12 protein-coding genes are annotated in these 12,361 nt (G+C 67.4%); 1 reads left to right on the top strand and 11 read right to left on the bottom strand.

Annotation, left to right across the window (positions count from 1 at the left end; translation table 11 throughout):
• Positions 1-33: 33 nt before the first annotated feature.
• The 8 genes from rplS to ffh form a co-directional block, all read right to left on the bottom strand.
• Positions 34-435, bottom strand: a complete 402-nt coding sequence (gene rplS, locus ACZK45_RS05890; protein WP_005408597.1) for a 50S ribosomal protein L19 — start codon at positions 433-435, stop codon at positions 34-36.
• A gap of 154 nt (positions 436-589) precedes the next feature.
• Positions 590-1,348: a tRNA (guanosine(37)-N1)-methyltransferase TrmD gene (trmD, locus tag ACZK45_RS05885; RefSeq protein WP_253143367.1), complete on the bottom strand. Its 759-nt coding sequence runs from the start codon at positions 1,346-1,348 to the stop codon at positions 590-592.
• Positions 1,349-1,356: 8 nt separating this feature from the next.
• Positions 1,357-1,869 (bottom strand): ribosome maturation factor RimM, encoded by a 513-nt coding sequence (gene rimM, locus ACZK45_RS05880; protein ID WP_010483256.1) that lies wholly within the window; start codon positions 1,867-1,869, stop codon positions 1,357-1,359.
• A gap of 44 nt (positions 1,870-1,913) precedes the next feature.
• Entirely contained in the window at positions 1,914-2,174 is a 261-nt protein-coding gene (rpsP, locus tag ACZK45_RS05875; RefSeq protein WP_005415733.1) for a 30S ribosomal protein S16, read from the bottom strand.
• Positions 2,175-2,361: 187 nt separating this feature from the next.
• Entirely contained in the window at positions 2,362-2,964 is a 603-nt protein-coding gene (locus tag ACZK45_RS05870) for a suppressor of fused domain protein (protein ID WP_253143368.1), read from the bottom strand.
• A 128-nt stretch (positions 2,965-3,092) separates the two neighbouring features.
• Positions 3,093-3,875 carry an aminotransferase class IV family protein gene (locus ACZK45_RS05865; protein ID WP_253143369.1) on the bottom strand — a complete coding sequence of 261 codons (783 nt, stop codon included), beginning with the start codon at positions 3,873-3,875 and terminating at the stop codon, positions 3,093-3,095.
• A complete protein-coding gene (locus tag ACZK45_RS05860; RefSeq protein ID WP_329811549.1) occupies positions 3,872-4,954 on the bottom strand; it encodes an NAD(P)H-dependent flavin oxidoreductase in 1,083 nt (360 codons plus the stop codon). Before ACZK45_RS05860 ends, ACZK45_RS05865 begins: the two co-directional genes overlap by 4 nt.
• A gap of 146 nt (positions 4,955-5,100) precedes the next feature.
• Complete coding sequence (gene ffh / locus ACZK45_RS05855; protein WP_005408591.1) at positions 5,101-6,477, bottom strand: signal recognition particle protein; 1,377 nt, start codon at positions 6,475-6,477, stop codon at positions 5,101-5,103.
• Positions 6,478-6,599: 122 nt separating this feature from the next.
• Here ffh and ACZK45_RS05850 point away from each other — a divergent pair, with 122 nt between their 5' ends.
• A complete protein-coding gene (locus tag ACZK45_RS05850; RefSeq protein WP_478445584.1) occupies positions 6,600-7,394 on the top strand; it encodes a cytochrome C assembly family protein in 795 nt (264 codons plus the stop codon).
• A gap of 90 nt (positions 7,395-7,484) precedes the next feature.
• Here the strand turns inward: ACZK45_RS05850 and ACZK45_RS05845 are convergent, their stop codons facing one another.
• The 3 genes from ACZK45_RS05845 to ACZK45_RS05835 all read right to left on the bottom strand — a co-directional run bounded on the left by ACZK45_RS05845 (position 7,485) and on the right by ACZK45_RS05835 (position 12,253).
• Positions 7,485-7,949: a YqhG/Tai3 family protein gene (locus ACZK45_RS05845; protein ID WP_478445583.1), complete on the bottom strand. Its 465-nt coding sequence runs from the start codon at positions 7,947-7,949 to the stop codon at positions 7,485-7,487.
• 92 nt (positions 7,950-8,041) lie between these two features.
• Positions 8,042-10,348, bottom strand: a complete 2,307-nt coding sequence (locus ACZK45_RS05840) for a tetratricopeptide repeat protein (RefSeq protein ID WP_478445582.1) — start codon at positions 10,346-10,348, stop codon at positions 8,042-8,044.
• Between the two features lie 48 nt (positions 10,349-10,396).
• Complete coding sequence (locus ACZK45_RS05835; RefSeq protein ID WP_478445581.1) at positions 10,397-12,253, bottom strand: ATP-binding protein; 1,857 nt, start codon at positions 12,251-12,253, stop codon at positions 10,397-10,399.
• Positions 12,254-12,361: the final 108 nt, after the last annotated feature.

Here is a 12,361-nt window from a genome sequence, read left to right as displayed (position 1 = left end):
GGTGGCCGTCGCGGCAACAACCGAAGTTGTTTATCAGGCCTTTTCGGCCAGACGGGCAGCCTTGGCGGCAGCAGCGGCAGCCAGGTCTTCCTTGATGCGGGCAGCCTTGCCTTCCAGGCCACGCAGGTAGTACAGCTTGCCGGCGCGGACCTTACCACGACGCTTCACTTCGACCGAGTCGATGATGGCGCTGTGGGTCTGGAAAACGCGCTCGACGCCGTAGCCGTGCGAGATCTTGCGGACGGTGAACGAGGAGTTCAGGCCGGCGTTCTTGGTGGCGATGACAACGCCTTCGTAGGCCTGCACGCGCTCGCGGCTGCCTTCCTTCACCTTCACGTTGACGACAACGGTGTCGCCCTGGCTGAACTTCGGCAGTTCACGGGTGATCTGGGCGGATTCGAATTCCGCGACGATGGACTTGTTCAGCTTGCTCATGGGTTACACCGATTCTTGTTCGGGTGGGCGTGTCGTATCGACAACGTAGGCTCATGCAGTCACCGGACTGTGCTGCACGTTTGTTTTGGGTACTGCGCGCGTCGGCCGGGGCCGACGGGAATTGGCCATGATAGCCGATAACGCCAGCCCTGCGCTAGGGGCTGGCCTTGTGTTTCTGGGCCTGACGGCCCTGCTCCAGCAGCTTGCGGTCGGCCTTGCCCAGCGCCTGTTCATCCAGCAGGTCCGGGCGCCGCTGGGCGGTACGGACCAGCGACTGCTGGCGGCGCCAGGCCGCGATGGCCGCGTGGTTGCCCGAGCGCAGCACGTCCGGCACGTCACCCAGCGGGTGCTGGGCCGGCTGGCTGTAATGCGGGCAGTCGAGCAGGCCGAGGTCGCCCTCGAAGCTGTCCTGCACCGCCGATTCCGCGTCGTTCAGGGCACCGTCCTGCAGGCGGGCCACGGCGTCGATGATCACCGCCGCGCCCAGCTCGCCACCGGACAGCACGTAGTCGCCGAGGGAAATCTCCTCGTCGACATTGGCCTCCAGGAAACGCTCGTCGATGCCTTCGTAGCGGCCACAGAGCAGGACCATGCGCGGCAGCGCCGCCAGTTCCCGCACCTTGGCCTGGGTCAACGGCGCCCCCTGCGGGCTGAGGTAGATCACCCGCGCCGGGGTCGGATCAGCATCACGGATCGCCTGCAGGCAGGCCTGCAGCGGCTCGATCAGCATCACCATGCCCGGGCCACCACCGAACGGACGGTCGTCCACCCGGCGGTAGTTGCCTTCGGCGTAATCACGGGGATTCCAGCCATGCAGGCTGAACAGGCCCTTCTCCTGCGCGCGCCCGACCACGCCCAGTCCAGCGGACTGGGCGAGGAACTCGGGGAACAGGGTGATGACGTCGAAACGCATGCTCACACTCAGAACTCGGGATCCCAGTCGACCACGACCAGGTTGGCCTCGAAGTCGACCGACTTGACGAAGTCCGGCTGCACGAACGGAATCATCCGTTCGCGGTCACCACGGACCACCACCACGTCGTTGGCGCCGGTGCTGAACAGGTGCGAGACCTGGCCCAGGGCAACGCCCTCGGTGGTCTTCACGTCCAGGCCTTCCAGGTCCACCCAGTAATACTCATCGGGCTTCGGCGGCGGCAACGCACTGCGGGCCACGTAGATCTCGGTGCCGTGCATCGCTTCAACGGTATCGCGGTCCTCGACGCCGGGGAAACGGGCGACCAGGTGCTTGCCGCTGTCGCGGCCGCGTACACCTTCAATCGTGGTTTCCACGCCGGACGGGCTGCGCACGATCCACGGCTGGTAACGGAAAATGGCGGAACGTGGCTCGGTCCAGGACTCGAGCTTGATCTCGCCGCGCACACCAAAAGCGCCGACAACCCTGCCCAGCAGGATGCGGCGCTCGATATCTTTCATCTGCTTCAACCAAGAGGGCCACGCCGAAGCGTGGCCCGTCAGGATCAGGCCGCAGCGGCCTGGGACTTGGTCGCTTCCTTGATCAGGTTGCGGACCTTGTCGGTCGGCTGGGCGCCGTTCTTGACCCAATGGTCAACGCGGGCCAGGTCCAGCTCGATGCGCTTCTCGGCGCCCTGGGCGACCGGGTTGTAGAAGCCAACGCGCTCGATGTTGCGGCCGTCGCGCGCGCTGCGCACGTCGGTGACGATGATGTGGTAGAACGGACGCTTCTTGGCGCCGCCGCGGGTCAGTCGAATCTTGACCATGGTGTTTTTCCTATTGCCCAGTCGCCAGGATGGCGAGGTAAGCGGGCGATTATAGCGGCAGAGCCCGGCCGAGCCAACCCCAAGGATGGCCTACCTTCACGGTAGCGCCGGGCCATGCCCGGCGGCATTCGTTCAGCAACGTGATGAATCTCCAGCTGACCCCGCCGACGTCCCCAAGGCAATAACGTCAGAGTGCTCCAGTGACAGGCTCCCGATGCAAGTCCAGCACGTCCATCTCATGCTGCTGCAGCAGGTCATCAAATGCTTCGCTGCCAATCCGCTCGACAAGTTGTCGCTCGGATTCGTGGATGGCGATGCACTGCAGCCAGTTGATTGCCACCGGCGGGAACTGCAGTCCCGGGAACCTGGCGTCATTCCAGAAGAAGGGCGGCACCAGATAGACGTGCGGCATCCGGGTCGATGGGAAGTAGTCCTGCAGGATGTCCGGAATCACGCTACCAGGCCGCACCGCCGTACGATCACGCATGATCGCGAAAGCCGTCGAGGCGGCGACGTTGTCCCAATGCAGCGCGTCCTGTTCTGCACACGCGCACAGCTCGACGCGGGTTTCCAGTTCGTGACCCTCCGCATGACGTAGAACAAAATCCGACAGGCCGATGGAGGAGATGGACTTCAGCCCTGTTTCCGGAGAGCTGAACGTCGTGAGGATATCGACCGAACGCTGGCGATGATCATCGTGAAAGGCCTGGACCATGGGCCGCCCCTCACCGCCCATGATCTTGATTGCGTGCATCGCTACCGCGCGATGCTGCTCGGTGACCGTGCCCATATCTGATTGGAACTCCTGAGTGTTGTTCGCTGCGGAAGCATCCGCCGGGCATGGCCCGGCGCTACCCGCTACAACGCTTCAAGGTAGCGCCGCGTCATGCCGAAGGACCGGCAGCCCGCGCGCCTCGTTCAGGAAAGCGGCTGCCACGGCACGCCCGCCAGCACTGCCCTGCCCTGTTCAGCCAGTGCCTGCGAACCCGGCAGGACATGCCCGTCGATGGCGTCCAGCGCCCATAGGCCGCTGGCGTTGCAGGCAAAAGCGGCCTTCACGCTATCCAGTTCAGCCAATGCCAACGGCCGCGTCAGCTGTGCCCCCTGCCAATGCTGCTTCAACAACGTCTCGGCAGTACCGCGCAGGGCCGGCGCCTGTGGCCAGAGCAGGCGCTCACCATCGTGCACGGCCAGGTTCCAGGTGCTGCCTTCACTCATCACGCCATCAGCGGTCACGAACAGCACATCGTCGAACCCTTCCGCCATCGCCGCACGGCGCTCGGCAAACAGGCCGAAGGTGCCGACGTGCTTGATCTGCGGCAGTTCGCGCTGCCACACCACGCTGCGCACCCGCTTCGGTGCGGTCAGCGCCACCGGCGCGGACACCGCCACCAGCACGTCCACCGGTACGGCCGCCAGCGGATTGCGGAAATCGAAGCGGCGCGAGTACACCGTCACCCGCAGCGAGGCATCGGCCAGGCCAGCCTGCTGCAGCGCCTGCGCCATCCAGCCCTGCACCTGCGCCGCATCCAGTTCGCTGCCGAACAGTTCGCGCGTGGCCTGCGACAGCCGCGCCAGATGCAGGTCCAGTCCCTGCACGGCGTGACCGCGCACCTGCAGCGAGGTGAAGTGGCCATAGTTGACCAGCGCAGGCAGCAGATCCTCCACCTGCACCGGTTGGCCGTTGCAGGTCACGGTCATCGCAGCAGCGCCTGCGCCTGTTCCCACATGCCGCGCAATACGTCGGCGGCCGGCTGTGCCGGGGCCATCCACGCCGACTGCCCGGCCCAGGCCTGCATCGCCGCCAGACGGTTTTCCTGCACGGCCTGCCTGCGCATCGGCGCGGTCAGGCCGCGCTGCACCGGGTACGGGCGTGGCGCCGGTGCGCCTTCCGCAGCGGCGGCGCGCACATAGGGGGTCGCCAGGCCACGGCCCAGGCGGCCGCTGAAGGCGCGGGTCGGCCAGGTATCTTCCGGTTCGCTGGCCGCCAATCCATCGGCCCACGCTGAAGCGATCGCCGCTTCGGGCGTGCGCAGGAAGGCAGTGCCGATCTGCACGGCGCTGGCCCCCAAGGTGAGTGCGGCAGCAATGCCACGGCCGTCGGCGATACCGCCGGCGGCGATCACCGGAATCTGCAGGTGATCGGCCAGGCGTGGCAACAACGCAAACAGGCCGACCAGCTGGCGCTCGGCCATCGCCGGATCGAACGCACCGCGATGGCCACCGGCCTCCACGCCCTGTGCGACCACCGCGTCGGCACCGGCGTCCTGTGCCGCACGCGCTTCGGACAAGGTGGTCGCACAGGCGATCCAGGCAATGCCGGCATCCTTCAACTGCTGTACGTGGCGCGGCAGCAGCACGCCCATGATGGTCGAGGCCACCGCCGGGCGCGCCGCCAGCAGTGCGGCGAACTGTTCTTCGAAGTCGGCGGGCGTGGCATCGGCGGCGCTGGCCGGCACGTCCGGACCCCACTGCGCGAGGAAGGCGCGGCTGGCGGCTTCAGCGGCGACATCACGGGTCGGTGCCGGGTCCGGCACCCATAGGTTCACCTGTGCGGGGCCCGTCGAGGCAGCGCGGAAGTCATCCATCCAGTGGCCGATATCGGCCGATGACGACAGCACCGCGCCCATCGCCCCCATGCTGCCGGCATTGGCCAGCGCAGCCGACAACGGCACCGGGCAGGCGCCGGCCATCGGGGCCAGCAGGATCGGAACGGATACGCCAAAGCGCCGGCAGAACGCGTCGACGCGGGAAGATACAGATACAGCGGAACTCTGCATGACGGCCCATCGTTTCGGACAGGCCCCCATGGTGCGCGCAGGACGGGGGTAGAGTCGAGCTTGCTCGACTCTACCTCGACCGGGGCACCGACAGAAAAGCAGTCGAGCATGGCTCGACTCTACAAAAAAAGCCGGTGTTCAACGCATCAACGGAACGGCATGCCGCGGCCGCCCATGGCGCCCATCATGCCCTTCATGCTGCGCAACATGCCCTTCATGCCGCCGCCGGCCATCTTGCTCATCATCTTTTCCATCTGCATGTACTGCTTCATCAGCTTGTTGACGTCGGCGGGGGTCACGCCCGAGCCCTTGGCGATGCGCGCGCGGCGCGAGCCGTTGAGCAGGTTCGGGTTGCGCCGTTCCTTCTTGGTCATCGAGCTGATGATGGCGATCATGCGCGGCACTTCCTTGCCCTGGCTGACCTGCTGCTTCAGATGGTCGGGGATGTTGCCCAGGCCCGGCAGCTTGTCCATCAGGCCGCCGATGCCGCCCATGTTCTGCATCTGCTCCAGCTGGTCACGCATGTCGTTCAGGTCGAACTTCTTGCCCTTGGCGACCTTCTCGGCCAGCTTGGCGGCCTTGTCCTTGTCGACCTGCTGCTCGACCTGCTCGACCAGCGACAGCACGTCGCCCATGTCGAGGATGCGGCTGGCGATACGGTCCGGGTGGAATACGTCCAGGCCCTCCGGCTTCTCGCTGACACCGACGAACTTGATCGGCTTGCCGGTGATGTAGCGCACGCTCAGCGCGGCACCGCCACGGGCGTCACCGTCGGTCTTGGTCAGCACCACGCCGGTCAGCGGCAGGGCGTCGCCGAAGGCCTTGGCGGTGTTGGCCGCGTCCTGGCCGGTCATGGCGTCGACCACGAACAGGGTTTCGGCCGGATTCACCGCCGCGTGCAGGGCCTTGATCTCGGCCATCATTGCTTCGTCGATGGCCAGGCGGCCGGCGGTATCGACCAGCAGCACGTCGACGAACGACTTGCGCGCATCGTCGATGGCGGCGCGGACGATGGCTTCCGGCTTCTGGTCGGCGCTGGACGGGAAGAACAGCACGCCGACCTGCTCGGCCAGGGTCTTCAGCTGCTCGATCGCGGCCGGACGGTAGACGTCGGCCGAGACCACCATCACCTTCTTCTTGCGCTTTTCCTTCAGGTGCTTGGCCAGCTTGCCCACCGTGGTGGTCTTGCCGGCGCCCTGCAGGCCCGCCATCAGGATGATGGCCGGAGCGGGCACATTGAGGTTCAGGTCGCTGGCTTCGGCGCCCATCACCGCGGTCAGCTCGTCGCGCACGACCTTGATCAGGGCCTGGCCCGGGGTCAGCGACTTCAGCACTTCCTGGCCGACCGCGCGCACCTTGATGCGCTCGATCAGGGCCTGCACCACCGGCAGCGCAACGTCGGCTTCGAGCAGCGCGATGCGGACCTCACGGGTGGCCTCGCGGATGTTCTCCTCGGTCAGGCGGCCGCGGCCACGCAGGCGCTCGATGGTGCCGGAAAGGCGCTGGGTCAGTGACTCGAACATGCGGCGCAACCTGTCTGAAAGCGGGGGACAATAAGGCAGACAGTATAACGGGTCCGCTCCCCTCTCCGGACTGCGACCACGGGGCCGTCGCCAGCATCACGGGGGTATGCGAAACTGCAACGATGTTAATCGTTCTCATCGCCGCCCTGCTCTACCTGGCCGCCAGCGCCCTGCTGGTGCGTGCGCTTGGCCGCGATGAAAGCACCGGCTCCCCCGCCTGGCTGTGGCCCGCCCTGCCGGCGATGCTGCTGCACGGCGGCTACCACGTGATGGTGGCGATGCGCACCAACGGCGGGCCGGACATGCACTTCTTCGCTGCGCTGTCGCTGGTCGGCCTGGGCATGGCCTGGCTGACCTCGCTGGTCAGCGCGCGCGGGCGCATGTCGGCACTGGGCGTGGTGGTGTTCCCGCTGGCCGCGGTACTGCTGCTGGCTTACCACGGCTACGGCCACGAACCGAGCAAGGTGCTGGGCTGGCGCCTGGCCAGCCACGCCTGGCTGGCGCTGCTGGCCTACGCCACGCTGAGCATCGCCGCGCTGCTGGCGATCATGCTGTGGCTGCAGGAACGCGCCCTGCGCCGCCGCGAGTTCCGCCCGTGGCTGCGCGCCCTGCCGCCGCTGGCCGACCTGGAATCGCTGCTGTTCCGGGTGATCACCGTCGGCTTCGCGCTGCTGACCCTGACCCTGGTCACCGGTGTGCTGTTCGTCGACGACCTGCTGGCGCAGAAGCTGGTGCACAAGACCGTGCTGAGCGTGCTGTCGTGGATCGTGTTCGGCGTGCTGCTGATCGGCCGTCGCCGCTACGGCTGGCGCGGCATGAAGGCGGTGCACTGGACGCTGGCAGCGATGCTGTTGCTGCTGCTGGCCTTCTTCGGCAGCCAGTTCGCGATCGAGCTGGTGTTCGGGCATTCGCGATAGCGGTGTGCCGGCCAACGGTCGGCACCCACCCTGGTAGTGCCGGCCGCTGCCCGGCAACAGGACCGCACTATGCGTGGATGCCGCAGACGGTCAAGGCAGCGGCTGGGCCAGGATCTTCCGTACCGAGCGACCGCTGTTGGTGAGGATGTCATCCACCTGCCAGCAGCCCTGCCCCTGGCGCACCATCGGCAACCGGGTCACGTAGGCCTTCTTCCATACCGAATAGCGCATCTCGACCTGGCCGGACGTCGCCGAGGCCTCTTTCCAGATGTAGCGCACCGGACTCTCGATGTCGCCATCCTGCGCATCCAGCCACGGGTCCGAATCGATGGTGCAGATGCCTTCCTCGCGCGTCTGGCAGGCGCGTTCGCCACGCAGGGCCTTGCCGAAGGCCGGGCTGACCAGCGCCGGCGGCGGTTCCAGCAGATCGCCATTGCCGCTGGTTGCCTCGTAGAAGGCACGGGCGACAGCCACTGGTTCCTGGCAGGCCGGTGCGGCCTGCACGGTGGGGGCCAGCAGCAGCCCGGCGATCATGAACATCCCTGTCTTTCGCATGTATTTCTCCTTGAGGTAGTGCCGGCCGCTGGCCGGCAACACAGGATATCCCGGCGCTGCCGGCCAGCGGCCGGCACTACCCGATACCAGGCTTACAAGCCGTAACGCTCGATCACGTCCAGGTGCGGCTGGCGATCCTGGTCGCAGGCTTCGGCCAGCCGCAGCCAGCAATGCGGATGCTGCCACTTCGCGGTTTCCTGCTGCAGGAAGCGGTGCAGCGCCAGCGGTGCATGGTCCTGCGGCTGGGCGACGGTGAACAGCAGGCCCGGCAGCGTGCCCTCCTCCTCGTCCGGATCGGTCACGGTGTAGTCCGGGCGGCTGTGCGACCACACCTGCCAGCCCTGCGCCTCGGCCGCTGCGACAAAGGCATTCCACGCGTCTTCGCCCGGGTGCGCGCCGTCGATCAGCCAGCTGCGGGCGAAGCCGCCGCGCTCCAGGACATGCACCTGCGCATAGGTCGGGATGAAATGCTCGCGCGCTTCCTCCTCCTCCGGCGCCGGGTGCACCAGCGCAGCATCGAACACCACCCAGTCGCCCACCTGCTGGGCGCGGTTGGCCGGTGCGTTCTCGACGATACGCGCGGTGACCGGGCCACTGCGGCGCGCGTAGTACTCCATCGGCTCGCCGTTCTCTTCGCTGCGGATGATCACCCAGCCCCACGGCTCCTCGACCACGCCGTCCTGGCTGGACAGCTCCATGCCGATCGCCGCCGCCGAGCGGCGCACCGCATCCCAGTCGCGTGCCGCGCTGGCCGCGCTCATGTGGTCCCAGTGTGCGGCGTTGGGTTCTTCCAGCAGCTCCACCAGCTGCGCATAGCAGGCCTGCGCCTCGCTGAAGCGACCGGTTTCCATGTACATCCGCGCCAGCGTACCGCGTGCGCCATGCGAGCCCGGCGAGGCCGCCAGCAGCGCCTGCGCGGCCTGCTCCAGTGCCGGCCAGTCGGACACGCGACGGGCGCGCTGCACCTCGCACCAGTGCGCGAACACCGGCACGCTGCCACGATAGAGATCAGCCAACTGGCGCAGGCCTGCATCGTCGCCCTGCTCGGTCAGCCAGCGCATCAGCGTGTAGGCGGCCGGGCCATCATCCTGCGTGTGTGCGCGCACGAAGCGCCACAGCAATGCGCGCGCTTCCGTCTGCGCCCCACAGGCGCTCAGCGCGGAGGCAGCCATCTCGGCCATCGCCTCGTCATCTGGCAGCTGCGCCTGTGCCTGCAGCAGCCACTGCGCCTCACGTTCGGGATCGCGCGACTGATTCTGCTCTCCCTGCTCGTTCAGCCAAACCAGTAGTTCAGCGGCTGGCACCGGCAGCGGCGCCACATCCGGCAATGCATCGATGCGTGCCGCCAGGCCGGCCACCAGCGCAGCCGCACCCCGGTCCTGGCGCAGCTGTGCCAGATGGGTACGCGCCAGTTCCAGCTGGCGCAGCGCCACCCAGCGTGCGCCACGCTGCAGGGCCAGCTCCAGGCTCAGCGCAGCGACTTCGATCAGCAGGCGGTGCGAGCCAACCTCGGCAAAGTGTTCGATGATGGTGTTGAAGCGCGTACCCAGGTCCCAGGTATTGCGTGCGGGATCACGCCGGCACAGCGCTGCGGCGGTGTTCGCCCACAGCCGCCAGTAGGTAGGTGTCAGCTCGCTCCACGGCACCAGCTGCTGCAAGGCCTCTTCGTCGCGGTCCAGCTGCGCCAGCGCCCACGCCTTGGACAGGCGACGCGGCACCGTGCAGTTGGCCGGCTCGTACTCGCCGGACGCGGCCACTTCGGCCTCGCGCTTCTCGATCAGCAGCAGCGCTTCTTCGGCGCGGCCCATGCCCAGCAGGATCTTGATCTGCATCTCCGGGAAGCTGTCGAACACTTCCTTGCCGCAGGCCTCGATCGCGTCGGACTGCACCTGCAGGTAATCCAGTGCCTCCTGGCCGCGGCCATCATCAAGCAGTGCATCGGCCTTCTCGCAGCTCAGGCACTGGAAGCAGGCCCAGCTCGGGTCGATGCGACCCAGCGTCTCGTCGCACACCTCGATGCGCTCCGGCACCCAGCCGGGGCCATCGATGTTGCCGTAGCAGGCGGCAAGATCCTGGGTCACGCAGATCGACTGCGGGCATTCCAGGGTGTCCTCGCGATGCGCACGCTCGAACAGCGCCACGGCTTCGCCCAGCGCGCTCTCGCCTTCGACGCGGTTGCCGACGCGGTTGCGCAGCGCCCAGTGGCCGACGTAGACGTCGACCCACGGGTTGTCCAGCGCCTTGCCCAGCGCACGCGCTTCGGGCAGCAGCGCGTCGACGCGGTCGACACGCAGTTCACTCACCTCGTCGGCGAGGCGGTTCAGCAGGTGCGCATTCTGCGCCTGGCCGGCCTGGCGCAGGTCACCCTGCAGTTTTTCGACCCAGTTCCAGATGTCCATGGGGTAAGTACTCCTGTCTAGCGAAGGCTGGATGAGAGGATGCGGTGCTCAGCGCAGCATCTGCTGCAGGGCACCGGCGATATCGGTGAAGGCGCCGTTGAGATCCGGGCCGGGCGTGGCGGTCGCGCGGGCCAGTGGACGGCCCTGCGCGGCGACGATGATCTTCAGTGAGCGCAGCAGGCGCGCTGCGGCTTCGGCCTGCGGGTGGCCGTCGCGCTGGGCGCGCAGCAGCGCCTGCACCGCCGGGTTGTCGAGGTTGAGGTACAGCCGCGATGGCGCACGCGATTCGATGCGCGCGGTGAACTGACGCGCCAGGCGCAGCGCCGCCATTGAAACGCGCTTGTCGTTCTCATCGTCTTCCAGGCGCTGCTTCAGCTCGGCTTCGCGGTCGGGCACCACCACCACCGGCAGCGACTCGGGACTGAAGCGTGCCGGCAGCAATTGTTCGCCGTCACCCAGCTGCTCGCGCAGCCATGCCAGCTGCGCCTCGTCGAGGCTGTCATCGCTGCGGAACAGCGCGCGGTTGCCCTGCTCGGTGCCGAGCTCGACCAGACGCAGTCCCTTGGCCTGGGCCCAGCGGCGCAGGAATGGCACCACCGCATAGCGATGGCCATGCGCGACCGGCACGCCCATCGCACGGAACAGCATTTCCTCGAAGCCGCCGCCGTTGTCGAGGATCACGTGCACGGCACCGCGTGCGGGCAGCGCACTGGCCGGCAGGTCACCCTGCGAAGTCGGCACGCGCACGTGTTCCAGCAGCAGGTCGAACAGGCGGTCATCGCACAGCGCCGCGCCCAGCAGCGCCTCGTTGTGGCGGCTCAATACGCGTCGCCACGCCTCTGGCTGCTGCCGCGCAACGTCGGCCAAGCCGTCGATCAGCGCCTCCAGCAACGCATGCTGCACGGCGCGGTACTGGTCATCGCGCTGCAGGTCTTCGCGGCTGGCGGTGGGCGTGAGCCGCGAGGATTCGATCACCCCGCCGATGAAGCCCGCCCACGGCGGCAGCAGGTCACGCGCATCGTCGTCCAGCAGCATGCCGCGCACGAACACCGACAGGTTGCGGTTGTCACTGGTGCCGTAGGTGGCACCGTCCTGCACCCACAGCAGGCCGGTGGCATCGCTGTTGCCATCGGCACGCAGCGGCACGGTGACGATCGGCTCGAAATCATGTTCGAAACGCGCCGCGAACTGCAGCGCCTGGCGACGCGCCTGCACCGGATGCAGGGCCACATCGCCCTGGCCGCGCCACGGCGGCGGCTCGGGGTTGAGCGCCTCGCCTGCAGCACCGATGAAGATCGGCTCGGACAGCAGCGCGCAGTAGCGACCCAGCACTTCGTGCAGGCGCGCCTCGTTGGCCAGCGGCAGGAAGTCCGGATGCAGCTCCAGTTCCACCTCGGTGCCGACCGCGCGTGCCGGCACTTCGCTGACGGTGTACTGCTCGGCGTTGCTGGACACGTACAGATGGCCCAGTTCCGGCGTCTGGTACGAGGTGGTGCGCACGCTGACCCGGCGCGACAGCACGAAGGCCGACAGGAAGCCGAGGCCGAACATGCCGATCAGGCCTTCATCGTCCTCGCCGCCCTGGCGCAGGCCGCGGGTGTAGCCGACGCCGACGGTCGCCAGGTAGTCATGGATCTCCTGGCGGGTCAGGCCGGCGCCGGTATCGATGATGCGCAGCACGCCGGCAGCGGCATCGACCTGCACCGAAATGCGCGAAGGTACCTCGACGCCGGGCTGTTCGATGCGGCGGCGGATGATCGAGTCGTGCGCGTTCTGCACCAGCTCACGCAGCGCCACCACCGGGGTGGAATACAGGTGCTTGCCCAGCACCGTCATCAGTCCATTTAGATCGACCCCGGCGCGACGGATTTCGGCGTTGGGGGCGGTGAGCGCGGTGTCCTGCATGTAATCGTTTACTCCTGGGCACGGAAAGACGCCAGAGGGCGTCTTCGTCGAGCGGGAAAAACTAGCACAGGGAGGCTGACCGTTACCGTGTCGGCCGCCGTATTCCAC

The sequence above is a fragment of the Stenotrophomonas sp. 63632_Sma genome (assembly GCF_056482875.1).
This window is presented reverse-complemented; position numbering and strand designations above follow the sequence as displayed.

What these genes read in the sequence shown, in the direction of transcription:
- ACZK45_RS05840 (WP_478445582.1), bottom strand. Translation starts at nt 10,348, where the DNA reads ATGGACATCTGGAACTGGGTCGAAAAACTGCAGGGTGACCTGCGCCAG.
- ACZK45_RS05870 (WP_253143368.1), bottom strand. Translation starts at nt 2,964, where the DNA reads ATGGGCACGGTCACCGAGCAGCATCGCGCGGTAGCGATGCACGCAATC.
- ACZK45_RS05845 (WP_478445583.1), bottom strand. Translation starts at nt 7,949, where the DNA reads ATGCGAAAGACAGGGATGTTCATGATCGCCGGGCTGCTGCTGGCCCCC.
- rpsP (WP_005415733.1), bottom strand. Translation starts at nt 2,174, where the DNA reads ATGGTCAAGATTCGACTGACCCGCGGCGGCGCCAAGAAGCGTCCGTTC.
- ACZK45_RS05850 (WP_478445584.1), top strand. Translation starts at nt 6,600, where the DNA reads ATGTTAATCGTTCTCATCGCCGCCCTGCTCTACCTGGCCGCCAGCGCC.
- ACZK45_RS05860 (WP_329811549.1), bottom strand. Translation starts at nt 4,954, where the DNA reads ATGCAGAGTTCCGCTGTATCTGTATCTTCCCGCGTCGACGCGTTCTGC.
- ffh (WP_005408591.1), bottom strand. Translation starts at nt 6,477, where the DNA reads ATGTTCGAGTCACTGACCCAGCGCCTTTCCGGCACCATCGAGCGCCTG.
- rimM (WP_010483256.1), bottom strand. Translation starts at nt 1,869, where the DNA reads ATGAAAGATATCGAGCGCCGCATCCTGCTGGGCAGGGTTGTCGGCGCT.
- trmD (WP_253143367.1), bottom strand. Translation starts at nt 1,348, where the DNA reads ATGCGTTTCGACGTCATCACCCTGTTCCCCGAGTTCCTCGCCCAGTCC.
- ACZK45_RS05865 (WP_253143369.1), bottom strand. Translation starts at nt 3,875, where the DNA reads ATGACCGTGACCTGCAACGGCCAACCGGTGCAGGTGGAGGATCTGCTG.
- ACZK45_RS05835 (WP_478445581.1), bottom strand. Translation starts at nt 12,253, where the DNA reads ATGCAGGACACCGCGCTCACCGCCCCCAACGCCGAAATCCGTCGCGCC.
- rplS (WP_005408597.1), bottom strand. Translation starts at nt 435, where the DNA reads ATGAGCAAGCTGAACAAGTCCATCGTCGCGGAATTCGAATCCGCCCAG.